Below are 21658 nucleotides of genomic sequence, written 5' to 3' on the forward strand. Positions count from 1 at the left end.
AATGCGATAAATTCTACCAAACTATTTTTTCATGATTGTCGGCAAACCTATATTTCCGATTTCGCCATGTGTTAAAGTTTCCCAAACCATATGATGATCTACTCCTGTCGGTCTGTTTTTAGGAATTACAGCTTTCATATAAGGTAAACTCATACCTAATCTGTTTACATAATGATTATAAGCTATTTCCCATGTTTTCAAATAAGAGAACTCTAAATTCTCAGGTTTTGGTTTATTATTGGGCGCTAAATATTGTGCTGTAAATTCCAGTGCAGCCACCATTCTTTTAGCTTCCTCTGCATATAAATCCAAACCTTGTTGCCTTGCTGTTTCTGCAGCATTTGCGATGGATGCAAACGCCATTCCCGGATGGTGTGCATCACGGGCAGTTTCTTGTAAAATACCATCAACCAGTTCCGGCATCAACCCTTTGTTACTCCAAATTGCTGGCCCACATCCTGGAGGCTCAATAGGAGTTGGTCCGTCAGATTTTAAATAGATATAGGCTTTTGTTCTTCCTCTCCACATTTTTATACCTAAATCATAAATAGCTCTGTCATCATTAAAAACACCTATGTTAATCAATGCTTCTGCCATTGCAAGTTCCTTATTCCCATTTTCACAATCTCCCTGAACAAGAGAAGGCACATACTGTACTCTTAGCATATTTTGAAACTTAGCAACGTCACTATCAGACCAGCCATTAAAAGTATATCTGATAATTTCTGCTGCTCTTGGCCAAACAGAACCTGTCCATGCTGCCTGAATTGGGCCGTTAGCATAATTATGTCCGCCTACTAAATTTTTAGACCATGCATTCATAATCTGAATAGCATTCTCAGCATAAACTTTATTACCTGTAATTGCCCACATCAAAGCCTGAGAATAGGCAGCAGCACAATCATTTTGTTCGTCTTTACAACCCAAATTAGGATTAGAATAAGGGCCACAAGAAACAGTATCTCTTGGCTGAGCTCTATAATCTAAAGCTCCAAAAGGACTATTTTTTAAAGCTTCAAAAGCTGATTTCTGCGGCTCAATACCTGCTGCTACTCTTCTCTTTAATTCTGCTAGCTGAGCACCATTTACCAAAACTCCCGGATGGATAAAGCCTGCAGATTTGGCCGGTTTACCACTTGGGTCAGCAGTAAGAGATACTGTAACATTTGCATAAGCCGGATTTTTTTCTCCTACATAGGTTGGATCAGCTTTTTTCTTACTACTTCCACCTTTCCTCACAACAGCTTTTGTATCTGCAGCTTCGCCATTCTTATTACCGGCGCCGCCTTTCTTCTCTCCTGTCCCCATCTCCTCTCCTGAACCGCCTTTTTTACCGCCACCACCAGATTTCCCACCTTTACTTCCGCCTTTTTTCTCTTCAGATCCCGCTACAAATGCCTTTTCTGTTCCTTTAATCGTTTTATCTACCAACCAAATATTTCTAAATTGATAAGCGGTTCCATGTTCTTGCAGATAAACCGGACCAACACCTGCTTCCCCTAATTTTCCGGTAGATCCTTTCACTTCTTCCAGCTCAAGATCTTTATAAATAGTTACACCATTGTGTACTACCGTAATCTTAGCATTTGCTGTCTTTTTAGTACCCGTTGCATCAAAACGAGGGGCCTGAAAATCTATATCTAAGGTTTGCCACTGAAACGGAGGAAAAGCGACATTAACGCTTGGGTTTGTAGCTGGCTTTGAAATATTACCCATTGCTATTGGTGCGGGTTGGCCAAACGCATCTTTGATATTTACTTCGTATCTGGACATCAGATAAACACCGCCATTGGTAACTTGACCTAATAATCTAAATTCAAGATGTAACTTAATATCTCCGAATTTTTGCTTGGTCATAATGGAATGGGCTCCGGGAACTGCTTCCAGTATTCCTTCAGGTAAAATTTTCCAGTTGTCTGCCGGTCCACTTCCGTCAATCCATTCTTTTTCTCCCGCTTTACTCCAGGCATTTAGATCTTTTCCATTGAAAAGTACGACAGCACCCTTTGGCGCCTTCTCTCCCATTGTTGGGGAAGTTCTAAAATATTTGGACATCGAAAGTTTTTCTGCCCCTTTTGTAAGCATCAACTTGTCTTTTTCTACTTTCCCTTCCCAACCATCACCAGATAATGTGAGAACATTACCATCTTTTTTTCCTGACAACATTACCAGAGGTTTATTTTTTAACGTAATATCGTCAAGTAATTGTCCTTTGTAATCTCCCTCTTTACCAATAAAAATTTGTACAAAGCGTTCTCCCTTTGCATCTTTCCAGTCTCCAACGTAAAGGTCGTTAATATTAGTAACCTGTGCCTTCAGACTTTGTACTGTAATAAACAGTAACATCAAACTTGCTATTAAGCTTATCTTCTTCATTTGATTTGTTTTTCGTCTTTCTTTATTCGTTGTTCTTTTGTAGTTATTTGTTACTCATCGTTATCACCTTCAACTCTTCACTTTCAACTAACGCTCAATTAGTTCCCATCAAAACCCGGATTTTGTGGCATTTTTGTCGTTAAATTTGCATCAATTACAGATTGAGGTATTGCAAACAAAGTATCTCTATCCGCTAGATTTTTGCTCACTTTGTTCCAATCGCGTACCCTTCTCAAAAAGAAATCTTTCCCCCCCATTCTTAACAGCGTATATCTTCTGTGTTCTTCAAGCAGTAACTCCCTGGAACGTTCATCAAGAATATAATCTAAGAAACTTGTCCTGGTTGATCCAAAATTTGCAATGATAACCCTTTTTGCATTTGCCCGATCTCTTAACAGATTAATATCATCTGCTGCACCTTGTAAATCACCTAAAAGACCTTTTGCCTCTGCCCTGATAAGGATGGTTTCTGCCAGGCGCATATATATTTGATCCTGATGCGATTCTGTTGTATTTGGAAATCCCGGATCGCAATAAGAAAATTTCAGGCTATGCGGCCAATCATTGTTATTGGCAGCAGTTTCAGAAAGCAAAGAATAATTAACCGCACCACTCTTAGTCTTATCTCCACAATTATTGATATTACTTTGTGCAATACCGGTTGCCACCCAAACGGTGTCTCCTAAAGCCCAGGGCTTTTTTGTTCCGGAGTTTGTCAATCCTGTAAAATTATCCTCAGCAGTTACAATATAATACTTTCTTATAGCGAATTCCGATCCTCTTTGATCTATCTTCTTCGCGGCAACATCACTAGATGCATCATAAAGTTGTAAGGCTTTTTTTGTGGTGGTTTGTCTGCTCCATCCTCTTCCCCCTCTTGCATCGGTAGCAGTTAAAAAACCTGATCTTGCCATATATTTTGCATTGGGATATCTCATCATCGTCTCATGTCTCATCAAATTTTCTCCACCCCCAATCACATTACGTTCCCATTGCATTACCCACAGAGCTTCTGTATTTCCATCTGTAATATTCGTTTTAGCGGGATTAAACATATCCATAAACGCCACACCAGGTTTATCCAATCCGGAACCATATCTGGCTGTAACGAGTCTATATGGTCCTTCATTTATGCATTTATTTGACCATATTAAAGCAGAATCCGCCTTTCCAACTGCCAGATAAGTTTCTGCCAAATAAGTTTGTGCCACACCACGTGTCATACGTCCAGCCTTTGCAGGTAACCATGGTAAATTTTCAGCTCCATATTTAAAATCTTCAATCATCAATCTTCTGATAACAGCTACTTTATCTCTTGTAACATCTGTCATAATGTTATTTCCGGTTATTTCTTCTGTCATTAAGGGAACATCTCCCCACAGATAAGTAAGGTGTCTATAGGCCCAGGCTCGCATGGTTCTGGCCTCCGCAACAATCCGTTCTTTGGTACCCGGAGTACCCCAATTAATATTAGCCTTTTCTGCTCTTGATATAATTGCATTGGCTGAACTTACTGTTTTATAGAGCCAAAGAAATACTTTATCCACATTAGGGTCTGAAGAAGTGTTTTTTGTCCAGTCTGCTATAATGGTAGACAGTCCTCCTGTATTGCTTCCGGAGGCTATATTGTCCGTACCTGCCAGAAAGATAGTGGCTGCCAGATCTATTGTACCAAAACCAGTAGTATAATTTAATCCGTCACGCTCTTTTCTTGCCAGTGAATATAAACCATTAATACCTGCATCAAAACCTTCCGCAGAGGTATACAATACATCTGCTGTAACAAAATGTGGCGGTCTTTCTACCAGCTTATCTTCTGAACAGGAGAAAATAGCTGTAATCAACATCAATCCTGATAATTTATTTAAAATCTTTTTCATTTTTGTTCATCTTATAAGCCAAACCTTAAACCTAACATGTATTCTCTTTGTAATGGCACAGCTCTCTGCGCATCCAATTCAGGATCTAAAGCTCCCCATTTGGTAATGGTGAACAAGTTCTTACCTGTAAAATAGAAATCTAAAGAATTAATTTTCGCTCTGCTTAGTAGTTTTTTACCCACAGCATATGTTAACGTAATATCCTTCACCCTTACAAAGTCTGCACTTTCGTAAACACTTGGTGTGATACCTTTACCCAGGTACCTGGTCGCCTGATTACTATTAGACCAGAAACTGTTAATAGGATTTTCCGGTGTCCAGAATTCTCGGACAATCAGGTAATTACGATCTTTGTATGGATTCGCCTTGATCGCTCCAACTTTTCCATACATAAATACAGACAGTCCAAATTGTTTGTATTTAAAATTATTTGTAAAACCCCATGTAAAGTTAGGTTCCTGATCGCCTAACAGCTGTCTGTCTCCCGGGTCATACACTCCATTCTGATTATAATCGTCATATTTTGCATAACCAGGTTTTGCGCCATATTTAGTTGCTTCAGTCGCTTCATCCATTTGCCATACACCTATAAATTTATAATCAAAATTCGTTTTGATAGGTTGACCTATAAACCAACCATTAGCAATATCATCTTTACCATCACCATATAAATCCACAATCTTGGTTTTTATAAAGGCAAAGTTCAGATTAGAATTCCAAGAGAAAGACTTTTTAGTAATGTTGTTTGAATTCACCATAAATTCAATCCCATCGTTCTGTGTTTTTCCAATATTCTGGAATACACTATTCACCCCATGCACTGCTGATATTGCTCTTTTCAACAACAGATCGGAAGTTTTATTTCTGTAAACATTGATTTCTCCGGTAATCCTGGAATTTAATATTCCAAAGTCCAAACCTATATTTAATGCTCTGGTTGTTTCCCATCCCAGATTAGCTGTTCCCAAAGTTGCAGGAAGATAACCCGGAGCCATTGTAGTTCCATCAACGTAATCCCCTCCACCCAATTGCGAAAGCGTTTGATAAGGGCTGATTGCCTGATTGCCATTTTCACCGTAAGACACTCTCAACTTCAAATTATTTACAGTTTGTTTCGCACCGGCAAAAAAAGCCTCATTCATGATATTCCATCCTAACGCCACTGAAGAGAATACGCCATATTTTTTGTTCTCTCCAAAGCCCGAGAATCCATCCCTACGAACAGTCCCTGTAAACAAATAGCGACTGTCATATGAATAATTCAATCTAAACATTTGCGAAATAAGAGCAGTTTTCAAATAAGAATAAGAAGGAACAATCTTACTTGCCTGAGTTATTCCGTAATAAGAAAGGAAATCATTGGCAAATCCCTCTCCATTTAATGTGGCGATTTTATTTTCCTTACCCTCGAATGAATAAAGTCCAGTCAAAAATAAACTGTGCTTCGCAAAATCCCTTTTGTAGGAAACTACATTCTCTACCGTGTATGAAAATTTTTGCCCTGCATTGGTTTCACTTTCGCCCTTTAAACTTCCGCTCTTACCTGTATTGGAACCTCTATACCAGTTTTTTTCCGACGATTCATATTGCAAACCAGTATTCAATCTATAAGACAAGCCTTTCACCTGAGGAATAGTGATATTTACATAATTCATTGTAGAAGCATTATATCTAACTTTCAAATCGTCGTACAACAAGTTTTCTATCGGATTAATCTTCCTTGGATCATCTGCAATTGGCTTAATATTAACGCTACCATCCGGATTAAAAGGAACTGACAAGGGTGACTTATTGAATAAATCGATGTAGGACGGAGATGCTCCACTATTATTGATTTTCCCCATCATATTACTGCTTCCAATCGTCAACCAATCGGTTACATTAGAAGTTACATTGATACGGGCGTTACCTCTTTTATATTGGTCATTAATTACTATACCATTTGTTCCCAAATAAGAAAGACTCGCCGAATAAGAAGTTTTTTCACTCCCCCCTGAAATGGACAAATTATGTTGCTGACTATTTCCTGATTTTGTAATCAGATCTTTCCATGACCAGTCTCTCCAGGAACCTGAATTGTATACGTCAAGCTCCGATTGGGTCATAGCCGGATCATCATCGGTTCCCGTATTTAAGGTATTCTTTTTAAATTGATAATATTGTTCGCCATCCATAAACTTTGGAAAGTTTGCAACTTCCTGAAGCGCATAAAAAGCATTGTATTTTAACGAAACTTTTCCCTTCGTACCTTTTTTACTTTGGATAAGAATAACCCCATTTGCAGCTCTGGATCCGTATATCGCAGCGGAACTTGCATCTTTTAAAATCTCAATACTTTCGACTTCATTGGGATTAATATCTGACAGGCTCCCGTTAAATGCAATACCATCTAAAATAATCAAAGGATCGTTACTTGCACTTATAGAACTTCTCCCCCTTATGAGCATAACGGCTCCGCTCTCTGGATTAGAGCCCGCTTCAGTCGCAGAGACATTTAAACCTGCTGCGGCACCTTGTATAAGCTGTACAACATCTGTTCGAACCATATTCTCAATCCTATCTTTTGGTATTGAAGTTACCGCCCCTGTTACATCGCTTTTTTTCTGTGTTCCATATCCAACTACAACAACTTCATCTAAATCTTTATTGGCAACAGACATATTTACATTAATAACCGCATTGCTTCCTACCGTTATCTCCTTATCTTCAAAACCCAGATACTTGAAAACCAATACAGATCCATTATTCGCTTTAATCTCATAATGGCCATTAACATTTGAAATAGCACTAGCTGAAGAACCTTTCACCTTTACATTCACTCCAGGCAAAACTTCTCCTTTGTCGTCTTTTATTGTTCCGGAAACAGAAGATGCCTGTTGTTTCTGCGCATGAATAGGCAACGAAATGGATAATAAGACCATCCAAAGCAAACATCTCGAGAATACAATCTTATGAAAATCAGATTTCATGATGGATACGTTTAAGTTTATAATATTAATAATTGGTGCTGTTTGATATTAAAATCAAATAACCTGCAAACGTTTGCAGATTACATAGGTAAAAAATAAATATTTGTTTTCCAAAAAAAATTAAATGTTTTTTGGAAAACAAATAGACAAACAGTTGACTTACAATAAATTAAAAACTAGACTCTCTTTCAATCAATTCCACAGGCGTGGTTAAAGAGATAAAACTTCTTCCTGTTTTAACCTTATTATCAAGAAGATCCATCATCAGAATTGCAGCTTGCTCTCCCATTTCATGAGGAAATTGCTCCACCGAGCTTATTTGAGGGCAACTAATGGTTGTACGATTATCGTTTGAATATCCCACTAACTTAAGATCTTTTGGAATATTCAAATTCTTACTTTTTGCGTATTGAATTACAGCTAAAGCAGCAGAATCATTACTCGTAAAAAAAGCATCCGGTTTATATCTGTCATATAGTTCGCTTACAGATTTAAGTGCATTCTCCTGACTCAATTCATGAAAATGTGCCATTCCTTCTTCAAAGCACTTCTTTTTCTTTACCAGAGCTTCTTTATATCCATTAAAACGTTCGACATACTGATTGCAAGATAAAGGCCCTCCTATATGCACTATTCTCTCACATCCCTTATCTATTAGATGCATAGTAGATTGATACGCTCCAAAAAAATCATCTCCCTTGATTTTATGTGCCTGAAAATTAGTAGGCACTCTGTCATAGAAAATAATAGGCACCCCTTCTTTCTGATATTCAGAGAAATGCGAGAAGTCTTCTGTGTAAATACTACAGGAAACAATAAGCCCATCTACCCTGGAGGCATTTAATATTTGCACAAGGTTACGTTCTATTTCCGGCGATTCATTACTTTGACAGATAATCACATTGTAATTAAACTCTTGCAGCTTATTCTGAATAGCAGTTATTACTGCTGACTGAAATGACATTGATATCCTGGGAACAATCAACCCAATTGTTTTTGACCGACTATTTCTTAACGCTGCAGCCAATGCATTATAGCGATAACCTAACTTTGTTGCCGCTTCTTTTACTTTTTGCTTGGTATCTTCACTTATGTGCGGATGGTCACTTAAGGCCCGTGAAACACTGGAAACCGACATACCTACCTCAGCAGCAATATCTTTGATTGTTACAGATTGAATTTTCATATAATTCGCAAACGTTTGCAAATTATAAATTTTTTATCTTATATTCGATATAATTTATTCTGAAAATTAACACCGATTATAATAATCTTTAGTAAATAATGGTAAAAACAGCAAAATCATAAAAACAACAACATATCTGCAAACGTTTGCAGAATAAATTTATTATTAACCTTTTAAAAAACCATAAAATGAAAAAACAATTACTCATTTCTGCGCTCACATTAGGTATAATTGGGGCAAAGGCACAAACAAATGTTGAAGTGAAGTGGTCGTTAACGAGCGATGGTAGTGCAACAATAAATTCTATTGACCCCACTGCTATAACAGTTGCCAGCCAAGTTTTAGGATCATCTATAACGGCAGGAACTGTAACGTACGGTCAAGCTTTTGAAAACGGTGAAAGTAAAAATTGGCAAAAACTTCCCAATTCCGCAGCTAATGCCTTCGATGCGAATTTTTATGTTGAATACAAAATTACTGCAAGTGAGTCAAAACATTTTCAACTCAACCAAATAAAACTTGATATTGTTGGTTCTGGCGGCACAACAAATAGGCTTGTAGCTGCATATTCCACAGATAATTTCGCAACATCGAACAACATTCCTGTCGCGGCAACATACAATTATATTGATGGCACACCACCTACATTTACACAGTCTCTATTAACGCAAGCAGACCCCTTATCTCTTATAAACGCAAATCCACAAACTGCCACCCCCCTATTAGATAGAATATACTTAACAATACCTTTACAAATAAATATACTACCAACAAAAACACTATCAGTGAGGCTATATTTATACCAAACCGGTACAGGTAATAGATTTACGGCCAGTAGAAACGTAGTTTTCATTGGCAAAACAGATGATAATGTTATTCCTTTACCTCTTAATTTCTTATCATTCACCGCCCAATTAGGTAATGATTTTACGAAAAATGTTAATTTAAAATGGACAACTACTAACGAAGTGAACACAGATTATTTTTCCATAGAAAAAAATACCGGAAAAGATTTTGAGAGCATTGGAACATTAAAATCTAACAATATCTCTGGAATTAACCAATATACTTATACGGACCTCAATAGAAACTTAGAAACAGCATACTATAGAATAAAACAGGTTGATCTGGACGGAAAATCGAGTTACAGCAATACCATATCTGTAAAACCTGCTATCAGCTATACTTATTATCCAAATCCAGCAAAAGACTATATCATCATTAATGGCCTTGCGAAAGGAAAAAACATTTGTAGCCTTCATACTATCAGCGGTAAACAACTTCGCTCCTGGCAATTTGACGGAAACCTTTCTGAAGCCCGTATAGATTTGTCAGACACAAACAGCCAGGTACTTTTCTTAAAAATTAAGAACGAACAGGGCGCATTTACACATAAAATAATCAAAGAGTAAATCATTAAAAGGAGCTCGTCATCCGAAACAAAGTTGAATAAATCTCTTTCAGAACATTTCTGTAAGAGATTTTTTTTGAGAAGGCTTCTGAAAAAAGGTTCTTTCATCGCCAGGCAGCACAATCCAAGGTGATTATATTCATTTACATAGAATGCTTATGCCCATACCCTACACCAAATAAACGGGTATACAAGGTATTATATCTTAGCCTAATTTCCGGACACTTCCTTGATGAATAACTTTCGTCCTGCCTTTATTTTTCGTATATTAGTATTGTCCCTTTCAAAAGGAAGTTCAAGTTTTATAACTCCACATATACTCCACCTTTCATCTACCTATACCCCACTGTAACCGGCTTATTCCTTTTACTATCCCTTAGCTATTCCAGCACTATACCTCTACTTTAAACAATAACACATATATCATTTGTAAGCGGGAACGTTAGTATTACTTTAAACTTTGTTTCCTACTTCTCAGGCATTACATTATACGTTGGATCGTCATCCACATTCACCATCACAATACCTTCAGCATTTTGCAATAAGCGCTTACAGTCCGGGCTTAAATGTTTCAATATTACTTTTTTATCTAATTTTGCATAACGATCGGTTATTTTATGCAATGCATCAATAGCAGACATATCTGCTATCCTGCTATCTTTAAAATCTATTACAACTTCGATAGGGTCTTCATCTACATCAAACTTTTCTAAAAAAGCGGTTGTCGAACCAAAAAACAGAGGCCCGTAGATCTCGTAATACTTTACGCCATTTTCTCCGATATGTTTTCTCGCTCTGATCCGCTTTGCATTGTCCCAGGCAAACACCAAAGCAGAAACGATTACACCTACCAGAACCGCTAAAGCCAGATTATGTAATACAACCGTGATCGCTGCCACTAAAATTCCTACGAATATATCCGACTTAGGAAACTTTTTGACAATACGCAGGCTTACCCATTGAAAAGTCCCTATCGCTACCATCATCATTACACCTGTTAACGCTGCCATGGGGATTTGCTCTATAAACGGTGCTCCAATTAAAATAACAAGCATAATTGTAATTGCGCCAATAAATGCCGAAATACGGGTTCTTGCCCCAGCATTTAAATTTACGAGGGTTTGGGCAACCATTGCACATCCTCCCATCCCTCCAAAAAGACCATTCACCATATTTGCGGTACCTTGTGCTATAGACTCCTTATTAGAATTACCTTTGGTACTGGTAATCTCATCTACCATATTTAACGTCAGTAAAGACTCTACCAAGCCAACACCCGCCATCACCATAGCATAAGGAAAGATAATTTGTAAAGTTTGCAGATTAAAAGGGATTTTGGGTATATGAAAAGAAGGAAGCTGTCCACTTACTGAAGCTATATCCAACACCTTTTTGGTATCTATTCCAAATAAGGAAACGATAGCAAAAACCGCAAGTATAGCGACTAAAGAAGCGGGTACAGCTTTAGTTAATTTCGGAAAAATCAAAACAATAAGTACTGTTAACAATGTTAAGCCTAACATAACAAATAAGGGTTCTCCAGATAGCCAAATGCTCTCTCCATGAGGCGAAAGAGTTTTAAACTGTTGCAACTGAGCCATGAAAATAATGATAGCCAATCCATTTAAAAAGCCATACATAACTGGCTGAGGGATTAGTTTAACAAACTTTCCGAGCTTGAAAGCCCCAACTAAAATTTGTAAAAGTCCAGCTAAAATAATAGTAGCAAATAGGTATTGAACACCGTGACTGCTAACAAGCGCAATAAGAACTACAACCGTAGCTCCAGCTCCGCCAGAAACCATTGCTGGACGGCCGCCCAGTATAGCTGTAACCAAACCCATTAAAAAAGCAGCATACAATCCTGTTAAAGGGGGAAGTCCTGCTAAAATGGCGAAGGACAATGATTCCGGAATCATAGTCATGGCAACAGTTAAGCCAGCAAATATTTCGTTTTTTAGATTGAAAGATCGGAGTTTCTTTAAAGTAATAATATTTTTCACAAGAAGGATTGTAATTTAATATCCAAAATTATTTTTTTTTTTTAAAACTAAAACCCAGTTTTTTCTTTTATAAGAATATTAGCTAAAATATTTTTTATTACCTCCATCATATTTTATATAATAAACTTATTAAACCCAATAAAGTATATAAACTGCTTTTAATGATTAATTTTTATTTTACTTCGAATCTAATTTCTATTCACAACTAAATATAAACCAATATTTGAACACCAACTTAAAAGCATAAAATAAACTTTTGGAATGTAATTGCTCTTGATAAGATATTTATACACAAATATTATTTTTATTAGTATATTTATATACTTTTAAAAGTTATGAAATACAAATTAGTAAAAGAGGTTGTGGATTTACTTGAGCAATTTGAATTAGAAAATTCAAATAGAACATATACCTATGATATAAATGGATTCAAAAAATGGTTCACTTATAACCAGTCTGACTCACAGTCATTCCATGAACCAAATTGGGAAGGCAAAGAAAATGGACGTAGTGCAGATAGCGTAATCAATACCTTACTTGTTCACATGAACAGGTTTGCGAAAAGTTATTCCAAAGCTGCTATTTGGGATTCTGACTTCTCTTCGCAAGAAGACTTCATTTACCTGATTAACCTGCGAGCATTTGGAAAAATGACAAAAATGGAATTGATTAAAAGAAACATTCATGAAAAACCAGTCGGAATTTTAGTTATTAACCGCCTAATAGCGCAGGGTTGGGTTATGCAAGAAAACTCTACAACAGACAAAAGAAGCAAGCTAGTCAGCATTACTGAAAAAGGTATGGAAATATTAGAAAAACACATGGGTAAAATCAGACAGGCGACAGAAATTGTTACTGGTGACTTAACTTATCCTGAAAAAATGGAATTGATTAGGCTACTTAAAAAGCTTAATGATTTTCATTTACCTATATATGAAAAAAACATCCAACCAGAAAACCTATTAGAAGAAGTTTTAAATAATAAAAATTAATAAACACACACATATCATGAAAAATATATTTTTTGCTTTACTATTTACCCTCGTTTGTTCTACAACGTTTGGACAAACAGCTAAATACCAGCTATCAAGCCATATATTGGATATTTCAACAGGTAAACCGGCACCAGATGTTCGCGTTGAACTCCAAAAACTCACCTCTGACAGTAAATGGGTTCGTATTGCTGAAGAAAAAACCGATAATAACGGCAGAATCAGCAATCTTCTTCCTTATCAAAAGACGGATAATAAAGGAACCTATAAACTTATATTTCAAACTTATAGCTATTTTCAGAAAAGTAACCTAGATAGCTTTTATCCTTTTGTAGAGGTTGTTTTCACGATAAAGGATTCTAATCATTATCATGTTCCAATTACAGTCAGTCCTTTCGGCTACTCCACATATAAGGGAAATTAAATCTTAGCGAGATGAAAAAGAAAGTAGCAGTCATAGGCTCTGGTTTTTCGGGAATATCCGCAGCGGCTTATCTGTCAAAAGCGGGTAATGAAGTACATATTTTTGAAAAGCATAATCAACCGGGAGGCAGGGCCAGACAATTTTCTACTGCAGCAGGTTATGTTTTCGATATGGGACCAAGCTGGTACTGGATGCCCGATATAATAGAAAATTTCTTTAACGATTTTGGATTTAAAGTTTCGGATTTTTTTCAATTGATTTCATTAAATCCGCAATTTGAAATGATTTTTGCTGATGAAAAAATCGCCGTTCCTGAACATTTCGAAGATTTAAAAAAGTTATTTGAAGAAATCGAACCCGGATCAGCCAAACGATTAGATAAATTCATGCAGTCCGCAAAATTCAAATATGAAGTCGGAATGCAGGATTTCGTAAATAAACCTTGTCACAACTGGGGCGAGTTTATTTCTCCAAAAATTGCTAAAAGTGCTTTCAAACTTGACTTGCTTACTAATTTTAGAAGCTATGTTTCCAGATATTTCTCTAATAAAAAACTGCAGACTTTAATGGAATTTCCGGTGATATTTCTTGGCGCTTCTCCAAAAAATATTCCGGCATTGTACAGCTTAATGAATTACGGTGGGTATGCTATGGGCACTCATTATCCGATGGGTGGCTTTTATCAATTGGTTTTAGCCATGCAAAAAGTAGCGGAAAAACAGGGGGCAAAATTTCATTTCGATCATAATGTAGAAAAAATAAATGCCGCAGACGGCAAAATAACTTCGCTGATTATCAATGGAAAATATCATGAGTTTGATGTAGTGATAGCCTCATCAGATTATCATCATACCGAAAGTCTTCTGCCTGAAAAGCTTAAAAATTATGATGAGCAATATTGGGAAAACAGGACTTTTGCGCCATCCAGCCTCATTTATTATTTAGGGATAAAAGAAAAAATACCTAATCTCAAACATCATACACTTTTTTTTGAGCATGAACTGGATGAACATATTGATTGCATCTATGGAAATAAACAATGGCCAGAAAAACCATTGTTCTACTCTTGCTGTCCTTCAAAAACAGATCCAGATGTGGCGCCAGAAAACGGTGAAAACTTGTTTTTACTAATGCCTGTAGCTACTGGAATTCGCGATGACGAACTCTTAAGGGAATCCTATTTAAAGGAAATCCTTTCCAGAATTGAGACGCATACCGGAACCAGCAATCTGTATGAGAAAATTGAGTATAAAAGAAGCTACTGTGTCCGAGACTTTATCCAAGATTATAATGCTTACGGAGGAAATGCTTATGGTTTAGCCAATACATTGAAGCAAACTGCGGTATTAAAGCCTAAAATCAGGAATAAGAAAATAAACAATCTTTTTTATACAGGACAATTAACCGTACCAGGGCCAGGCGTTCCGCCTTCCATTATTTCGGGAAAAATAGTTGCTAACGAAGTCAATAACCTTAAAATAAAAGTTGATGAAAAAATTGTTTGATGAATTGGCTTATGATGTAAGTAAAAAAACTACACAGAAATACAGTACAAGCTTTTCGCTGGGTATTTTAGCATTAAAGCCTTCTATACGTAAAAGTATTTATGCCATTTACGGGTATGTGAGATTGGCAGATGAAATAGTGGATAGTTTTCATGGTTATGACAAAGAAAAACTGCTGAACAGGCTGAATATTGAAACACATAACGCATTGGAAGAGGGTATATCTCTAAATCCGATTCTCCAATCCTTCCAAGAGACCGTAAATAAATACCATATTGATAAAAAGCTCATCGAGCAATTTCTACATAGTATGGCAATGGATTTGCAAAAGATAGATTACAATTCTGAATTGTACAATGAATATATTTACGGTTCTGCCGAAGTGGTTGGCTTAATGTGCTTACAAGTATTTACCGAAGGGAACAAAGAACAATACGAAAAACTGAAACCTTATGCTATGAAATTGGGTTCGGCATTTCAAAAAATCAATTTCCTAAGGGATCTGAAAGATGATTATCAAATTTTAGGACGTACTTATTTTCCCGATATAGACATGGGCGTATTTGACAATTATGTCAAATGCCAGATCGAAAGGGAAATTGAAGCTGAATTTAGCGAGGCTTTGGAGGGTATTAAAAAACTACCAAGCTCGTCTATGTTTGGAGTTTATTTGGCTTACAAATACTATCTTTCTTTATTTGATAAGATTAAAAAGAAATCATCCAAAGAGATTTTAGAAAACAGGATCAGAATACCTAATTCTCAAAAAGTCTTTGTTGCATTTGAAAGTTATCTTCGCTATAAAGCTACTTTTTTATGAAAAGATTAATCAATGTCGTAGTTATATTATTTTTTATTCAGGTAAATGTATACGCTAATGAAGATGATTTAAATTATATCAGAGCCAACTATAACAAAGCGGTTTCTGACAAAATTTTATGTGCGCAAATAATTCAAGATTTGAAATTAAAAAAAGATGAACCCGTTTATATGGGTTATCTAGGAGGATTTCAGGCTATCTGGGCAAGCCATGTTTTCAGCCCCATTACTAAATTAAAAGTTTTTAATCAGGGCAAAGAACACATTGAAAATGCAATTAAACAAGATCCTGAAAATATCGAATTGAGATTTATTCGCTTGTCAGTTCAAAAAAATGCACCATCTTTTTTGGGTTATAGTTCAATGATAGATCAAGACATCGATTTTTTAAAGACACACAGAAAAGAAATCCGCTCAAACGTAGTGATTAAAAATGTTGAAACACTTTTAAAGGATTAGCCATGAGATATCAGCTTTATAGAGAACAGCAATTAAATTGTGATATGGAAACTGCATGGAGTTTTTTTTCGTCACCAAAAAATCTTTCAAAAATCACCCCAAAAGAAATGAACTTCAAAGTATTAACGGAGTATGACAATACACAAATTTTTGAAGGGATGATTATAGATTATACGGTTTCACCTTTGCTTCATATCCCCATAAAGTGGAGGACTCGAATTACCCAGGTTGAATGGAATAAAAGCTTCACTGATTTTCAAGAGAAAGGACCCTATAAATATTGGAACCATTTTCATGAATTTATTCCTAACGAAAGTGGTATACTTATGAAAGATACTGTAAATTACGAACTGCCTCTGGGCTTTTTAGGCACCCTTGCTCATAGCATTTTTGTGAAAAATAAACTCGCAGATATTTTTAATTACCGCTATCAAATTTTAGAAAAGATGTTTAATCAAGCTAGTAAATCATGAATTTTTTAATCACGTTAATTACTTTTGTACTAATGGAGGGAGCCACATGGCTTATCCATAAATACATTATGCATGGTTTATTATGGGTTTTACACAAAGACCATCATGACCATAGTAATGAAGGCTTTCTTGAAAAGAACGATTATTTTTTCATCATATTTGCTATACCTACTATAGCTTTAATGTACTTTGGCTCTTTACAAAATTTCAATTATTGTTTTTTTATTGGATTAGGAATCATGTTATATGGCATGGCGTATTTTTTTGTACACGATGTCTTTATCCATCAACGGATCAAATTTTTGAGTCAGACCAAAAATCCGTATTTTTTAGCTTTACGCAGAGCTCATAAACAACACCACAGACATATTGGAAAAGAAGACGGTGAGTGTTTTGGTTTTTTATATGTTCCTTTAAAATATTTCAAAATGTATTTTAAACCACAAAAACAATGACATATACCTATTCACTCATATTATTTTTTGCAGTTATCATCTGTTTCATCGCATCGTTTGATAAAAGAATTCTTTTCAATCTCTATTTTGGAGCCTTTATAAAAGCCGCAATTATAGTAGCAATTCCATTTATAGCATGGGATGTATGGTTTACTTATAAAGGCGTATGGTGGTTTAATACAGCATATACCGTCGGAATTGTAATAGCGGGATTACCTATTGAAGAATGGCTTTTTTTTATTTGCATTCCATTTTCTTGTGTATTTACCTATTTCTGTATCGATAAATTTTTCAAATTAGACTGGCTAAACGGCTTCAATAATGTTATCGTTTTTATCAGTGTAATTATTTGTTCCGTTGTAGCACTGTTACACTACACCAAAATTTACACACTTGTAACTGCAATAGCAACATTGGCTACATTAGTGTTTTTGCATTTTATCGCCCGTGTAAACTGGATCAGCAAAGCTTCTTTGGTATTTACCATATTAATGCTGGGCTTTTTCCCTGTAAATGGTTTATTAACAGGTAGCGGATTAAATGCACCTATTGTCAATTATAATCCTAACGATTTCTTGGGAATACGAATGCTGACCATACCTATTGAAGATGCCGTATATGGTTACACACAGTTTTTATTGGTTCTGTATTTTTTCAAAAAATTCAGCTCTACATAGGGTAAAAAAACGGGATGACTATTCTTAAAAAACCTTCTATTTAGACTTGAGAATGAAATTTTCGCTGTCAGCTGGGTGATCTCAGCGACCGAATCCCATGAGCTATAAACAGACTTGCCCGTGCCATGACCCACCATTTCCAGCGTTTGAGATGCAAAAAAACAGGCTTTGCCACCTAACGGAAAATCACGCAGGGTGACCTCATCATAAAAACCATTGCACTCAAGACAGTGACCCTTAACGGCAGCAGAAAAACAAGTATTCTCAGAAAAGCTGGAAAATTAAAGTAAAAAAGCCAGCTTTTCTGCTGGCTTTCGTCGGGGTGGCAGGATTCGAACCTACGACCTCCACATCCCAAATGTGGCGCGATACCGGGCTACGCTACACCCCGATTAGGTATCACCTTTTTTCAAAGCTTTGAAGCTCTGCGGAGAGGGCGGGATTCGAACCCGCGGTACCGTTTCCAGTACGACAGTTTAGCAAACTGTTCCTTTCGGCCTCTCAGGCACCTCTCCTTCTATCTTTCAGATAATGGAATTTGATTTCAACCAAATATACCCATCTATCGTTTTAAAAAAATATTCTACTTTTTGTAGATTTCACTTTATGACTATTATGTTGTTGCAATCTTAATGTTAAATTCTGACAACTTCCGTAATAGTATTTGTTATCTTTTAAACTTTTTAAAATATATGTGTAATACATGTTAAAAGTTTACCTAATCACCCACCCTCTAAGGCTCCGAAGGAGTCCCTTTGAGACACCTCTCCTCCCGTTTGGGAATGCAAATATAACAATAGGAATATATCTTCAAAAGAAATTTTAAAACTATTCTGGATAATCTATCCTGACATGGTAGATACCCATAAGCATTGTCTTGAAAATCAGCTTAATAGTTTCTATCTCTTTTAATGTAATATTGCTATCATTTAACTGATTTTGTTCCAATTTATAGTCAATTACCCGTTCAACCAGGTTATTTATGGATTCAGCATCCGGTTCTTTAAGCGCCCGAGATGCTGCTTCAACAGAATCGGCGAGCATTAAAACGGCAGTTTCCTTAGAAAAAGGAATAGGTCCCGGATATCTGAAAATATTTTCATCTATAAATTTCTCAGGAAAATTCTTCAGGAATGATTGATAAAAATAATCCACACGAGTATTTCCATGATGTGTTCGGATAAAATCTATAATTACCTCTGGCAAATTATTTCTTCTGGCAAGTTCAATTCCGTTTTCCACATGTTTAATAATAATCTGTGCACTATCTTCATAAGAGAGCTTATCATGCGGATTAATTCCCTTAATCTGATTTTCAACAAAAAACTGCGGATTTTCTATTTTACCTATATCATGATACAAAGCACCTGCTCTAACCAAAAGCGCATTACCTCCTATTTTATAAATTGCGGCTTCGGCCAGATTAGCAACCTGCAATGAGTGCTGAAATGTCCCTGGAGCTTTAAAAGCCAGTTCTCTAAGCAGATTTGAGTTGGTATTCGTCAATTCCATTAAGGTGATATCCGATGTAATACCAAACATCCTTTCGAAAAGGTAAATTAATGGGTAAGCCAGTAGAGAAAGCAATACGCTAAACACAAATGGTAAAAATTTCATCCATTCCACGCTACTTAATGCTCCTTCCCTTATTAATGAAATCCCCAAATAAGACACAAAGTAGTTCAATAGAATGAGCATTGCACTAATCAGGAATTGTTCTCTCCTTACCAGATTTTTGATACTATAGATAGCGACCATACCTGCAGTAATCTGCAAAAAGGCAAACTCAAAACTATTTGGAACAAAGAAGCCAGCGACCAGAACTACCAGTAAATGAATATTTAAAGCCAAACGCGTATCAAATAATATCCGGATAATAATGGGCACTATCGCGTAAGGAATATAATATACACTTGGAAGCTTTATTTTTACTGCCCAGGATAGGAAAACCAGCATGGCTATAATGATGAGCAGTATCAAAGCAATTTTCCTGTTATCAGCAAAAATATCCTTTCTAAAAAGGTACAGGAACACCATCAACAAAGTAATTACCAAGCCAACCGCTAAAAACTGGCCTAAAAAGACCTGCTTCCGATCCCCTCTCATTTTAGCATTTTCTTCGTAAGATTGCCTTAACGATTCCAGCTTTTGATAAACATTTTCATTAACAACATTTCCATTCTCTACAATTACCTCCCCTTTCTGTACCATTCCCCGGGTAACCGAAACATTTTCTACTGCCTGCTTTTCGAGAGCCTCAGAAAATCGCTCATCCAGGATAACGTTTGGTGTTATTCTGTCTTTAATAACACTGATTAAAATATCAGTACGAACAGATTTATTCGAAACAATTCTCTCACTTGCCTGCGATAGCGCCGACGAAGGAGTCAATAAAGTTGCCGTACTTACTTCTGAGCGGACATTGTTCTTCAATAAAGTAATCAGGTAACTTCCATCACTCTGATTTTTCTGATAACTCTGGTTAAGTCCGATAATTCCCTTATCATACAAGCTTTTTAAAACAGAAAAACCAAACTCAAAAGTCTTTTCTTTAATATCTCCCTCAGGTAGCTTCGCTCCCAACCATTTTGCTTCAAAATCTGCCTGATACTGGCTAACCTGAGACTCAAAGATCTTATCATCTATTCTATAAACCGGGAGAATAGACTTGGCAATACTTTCTCTGTCTTGCTTAATTTCTGCGGCGGTCTTTCGAATAGAAAAATTATATGGAGCAACAAGATCGTCGTGAAGCCAAACCATCCCCTTCTCGAACTCGTACTTGAACCTGGGCTGTTTTGGCAATACGATTGTAATGATCACTATAGAAAACACCATTAAAAAGTATTTCACTATAGTTCCGTATTTCCTGTATAAAATTTGATGAGTATTTTTATTAAATCGGCTCACGCTAAATTATTTAATTTTCCAAAATTATGATTTTTGAATGAACTACTCATTAAAACACCGACAATTAGGCTAAGTTTCACAATATTAGATTTAATTTATCATTTCTTGATTTTTGCATAACTTGCGCGTCTAAACTATATCAAATTTCAAACGACATGAGAATAGTTATCGCTTTTTTTCTCTCCTTGTTTTTTTTGACCGCAAAATCCCAACCAACAAAGCTGTCTTTATACCAATATGAAGATTCTTTAAAAAACCTGGGAAACAGCATTGTAAACGACACTATAGAAAGCAAGAGGGTAAAAAGTAATGAGATCTTTATAAAAACACTTATCGACGCTTTAAAAATAAAGGGATCTTTCAATTACAAATTCAGTAATCTGGAAAACATTATATCCATTAAAAACTCCGATGACAGGAAATTCCGAATATTCACATGGTTCGTTTTTTACAACAACGGGAGTTTCAGATATTATGGGGCTATACAAATGAATAATCCTGAAAAATTAGAACTTATCCCACTTATCGACGGATCGGCTGAACTGAGCGAAAATCCCGAACAAACTTCTTTACCTAATAATAAATGGTACGGCGCGGTATATTATAACATTATATCTGTTTTTGGAAAAACTCCTTCGTATATTTTACTTGGCTGGAAAGGCCAGGATATGGAAAGCAGTTCGAAAGTAATGGAAACGCTGACATTCCAGAACGGGAAACCAGTTTTTGGAGAATCGCCGGTATTCCAGGAGAACGTAAAAAGCTCAACTTACCTTAACAGGCGGATTTTTTCCTATAATAGCAGTGCCTCGATGTTGTTAAGATATGTCAAAGACGATAAGACGTTTGTGTTTGATCATCTGGTACCGCCCAACGAAGAGTTTGAAAAAATAAAAAGCAAATACATTCCGGATTTAACATATGACGGCTACAAGTATAAAAATGGAAAATGGATGTATGTTGAAAACATGAATCTGAAGAACCTTCCGGATGATACTGATGACTCTTTTGTCGATCCTTCTAAACTTAAATCAAGCTCCACTCCTATCCGTAAATATTAAGTCCAATTTTGACTTTTTTACCCCAGTGTGTAAATTGATTGTTTCATTTAATAATTAA

Annotated in this window: 17 protein-coding genes and 2 tRNA genes; 10 read left to right on the forward strand and 9 right to left on the reverse strand. The window is 36.1% G+C overall.

Annotation, left to right across the window (positions count from 1 at the left end; translation table 11 throughout):
* Positions 1-21 precede the first annotated feature (21 nt).
* The 4 genes from PEDSA_RS11025 to PEDSA_RS11040 all read right to left on the reverse strand — a co-directional run bounded on the left by PEDSA_RS11025 (position 22) and on the right by PEDSA_RS11040 (position 8411).
* A complete protein-coding gene (locus PEDSA_RS11025; RefSeq protein ID WP_148233527.1) occupies positions 22-2376 on the reverse strand; it encodes a family 16 glycoside hydrolase in 2355 nt (784 codons plus the stop codon).
* Between the two features lie 98 nt (positions 2377-2474).
* A complete protein-coding gene (locus PEDSA_RS11030) occupies positions 2475-4256 on the reverse strand; it encodes a RagB/SusD family nutrient uptake outer membrane protein (RefSeq protein ID WP_013633248.1) in 1782 nt (593 codons plus the stop codon).
* Positions 4257-4267: 11 nt separating this feature from the next.
* On the reverse strand, positions 4268-7225 hold the full coding sequence (locus tag PEDSA_RS11035; protein WP_013633249.1) for a SusC/RagA family TonB-linked outer membrane protein: 2958 nt from the start codon (positions 7223-7225) through the stop codon (positions 4268-4270).
* Positions 7226-7394: 169 nt separating this feature from the next.
* Complete coding sequence (locus PEDSA_RS11040; RefSeq protein WP_013633250.1) at positions 7395-8411, reverse strand: LacI family DNA-binding transcriptional regulator; 1017 nt, start codon at positions 8409-8411, stop codon at positions 7395-7397.
* A gap of 188 nt (positions 8412-8599) precedes the next feature.
* On the opposite strand from PEDSA_RS11040, the gene PEDSA_RS11045 reads away from it, so the two are divergent.
* Positions 8600-9823, forward strand: coding sequence for a T9SS type A sorting domain-containing protein (locus tag PEDSA_RS11045; RefSeq protein ID WP_013633251.1), 1224 nt, complete (start codon positions 8600-8602; stop codon positions 9821-9823).
* Positions 9824-10289: 466 nt separating this feature from the next.
* Here PEDSA_RS11045 and PEDSA_RS11050 read toward each other — a convergent pair whose 3' ends face one another.
* Positions 10290-11825, reverse strand: a complete 1536-nt coding sequence (locus PEDSA_RS11050) for a SulP family inorganic anion transporter (RefSeq protein ID WP_013633252.1) — start codon at positions 11823-11825, stop codon at positions 10290-10292.
* A 335-nt stretch (positions 11826-12160) separates the two neighbouring features.
* Here PEDSA_RS11050 and PEDSA_RS11055 point away from each other — a divergent pair, with 335 nt between their 5' ends.
* The 8 genes from PEDSA_RS11055 to PEDSA_RS11090 are packed head-to-tail and all read left to right on the forward strand — an operon-like array spanning position 12161 to position 17629.
* On the forward strand, positions 12161-12817 hold the full coding sequence (locus tag PEDSA_RS11055; RefSeq protein WP_013633253.1) for a MarR family winged helix-turn-helix transcriptional regulator: 657 nt from the start codon (positions 12161-12163) through the stop codon (positions 12815-12817).
* Between the two features lie 16 nt (positions 12818-12833).
* Positions 12834-13241 carry a hydroxyisourate hydrolase gene (uraH, locus tag PEDSA_RS11060; RefSeq protein WP_013633254.1) on the forward strand — a complete coding sequence of 136 codons (408 nt, stop codon included), beginning with the start codon at positions 12834-12836 and terminating at the stop codon, positions 13239-13241.
* Positions 13242-13252: 11 nt separating this feature from the next.
* Positions 13253-14746 carry a phytoene desaturase family protein gene (locus tag PEDSA_RS11065; RefSeq protein WP_013633255.1) on the forward strand — a complete coding sequence of 498 codons (1494 nt, stop codon included), beginning with the start codon at positions 13253-13255 and terminating at the stop codon, positions 14744-14746.
* Positions 14730-15566, forward strand: a complete 837-nt coding sequence (locus PEDSA_RS11070; RefSeq protein WP_013633256.1) for a phytoene/squalene synthase family protein — start codon at positions 14730-14732, stop codon at positions 15564-15566. Before PEDSA_RS11065 ends, PEDSA_RS11070 begins: the two co-directional genes overlap by 17 nt.
* Positions 15563-16024: a hypothetical protein gene (locus PEDSA_RS11075; protein WP_013633257.1), complete on the forward strand. Its 462-nt coding sequence runs from the start codon at positions 15563-15565 to the stop codon at positions 16022-16024. Before PEDSA_RS11070 ends, PEDSA_RS11075 begins: the two co-directional genes overlap by 4 nt.
* Positions 16025-16026: 2 nt before the next feature.
* The gene (locus PEDSA_RS11080) at positions 16027-16497 is read left to right on the forward strand and encodes an SRPBCC family protein (protein ID WP_013633258.1); all 471 of its coding nucleotides are present in this window, start codon (positions 16027-16029) and stop codon (positions 16495-16497) included.
* Positions 16494-16952, forward strand: a complete 459-nt coding sequence (locus PEDSA_RS11085) for a sterol desaturase family protein (RefSeq protein WP_013633259.1) — start codon at positions 16494-16496, stop codon at positions 16950-16952. Before PEDSA_RS11080 ends, PEDSA_RS11085 begins: the two co-directional genes overlap by 4 nt.
* Entirely contained in the window at positions 16949-17629 is a 681-nt protein-coding gene (locus tag PEDSA_RS11090) for a lycopene cyclase domain-containing protein (RefSeq protein WP_013633260.1), read from the forward strand. Before PEDSA_RS11085 ends, PEDSA_RS11090 begins: the two co-directional genes overlap by 4 nt.
* Before the next feature lie 317 nt (positions 17630-17946).
* Here PEDSA_RS11090 and PEDSA_RS11095 read toward each other — a convergent pair.
* From PEDSA_RS11095 to PEDSA_RS11105, 4 genes are all read right to left on the reverse strand, one after another.
* Positions 17947-18020 (reverse strand) — tRNA-Pro (locus PEDSA_RS11095).
* Positions 18021-18057: 37 nt separating this feature from the next.
* Positions 18058-18144: transfer RNA gene (locus PEDSA_RS11100), tRNA-Ser, on the reverse strand.
* Between the two features lie 55 nt (positions 18145-18199).
* Complete coding sequence (locus PEDSA_RS20580; RefSeq protein WP_083811757.1) at positions 18200-18334, reverse strand: GIY-YIG nuclease family protein; 135 nt, start codon at positions 18332-18334, stop codon at positions 18200-18202.
* Between the two features lie 123 nt (positions 18335-18457).
* Complete coding sequence (locus PEDSA_RS11105) at positions 18458-20467, reverse strand: HD family phosphohydrolase (protein WP_083811758.1); 2010 nt, start codon at positions 20465-20467, stop codon at positions 18458-18460.
* A gap of 227 nt (positions 20468-20694) precedes the next feature.
* Between PEDSA_RS11105 and PEDSA_RS11110 the strand changes: the two genes are divergently transcribed.
* The gene (locus PEDSA_RS11110) at positions 20695-21600 is read left to right on the forward strand and encodes a hypothetical protein (RefSeq protein ID WP_013633262.1); all 906 of its coding nucleotides are present in this window, start codon (positions 20695-20697) and stop codon (positions 21598-21600) included.
* The last annotated feature ends 58 nt before the right edge of the window (positions 21601-21658 follow it).

The sequence above is a fragment of the Pseudopedobacter saltans DSM 12145 genome (assembly GCF_000190735.1).
GTDB lineage: Bacteria > Bacteroidota > Bacteroidia > Sphingobacteriales > Sphingobacteriaceae > Pseudopedobacter > Pseudopedobacter saltans.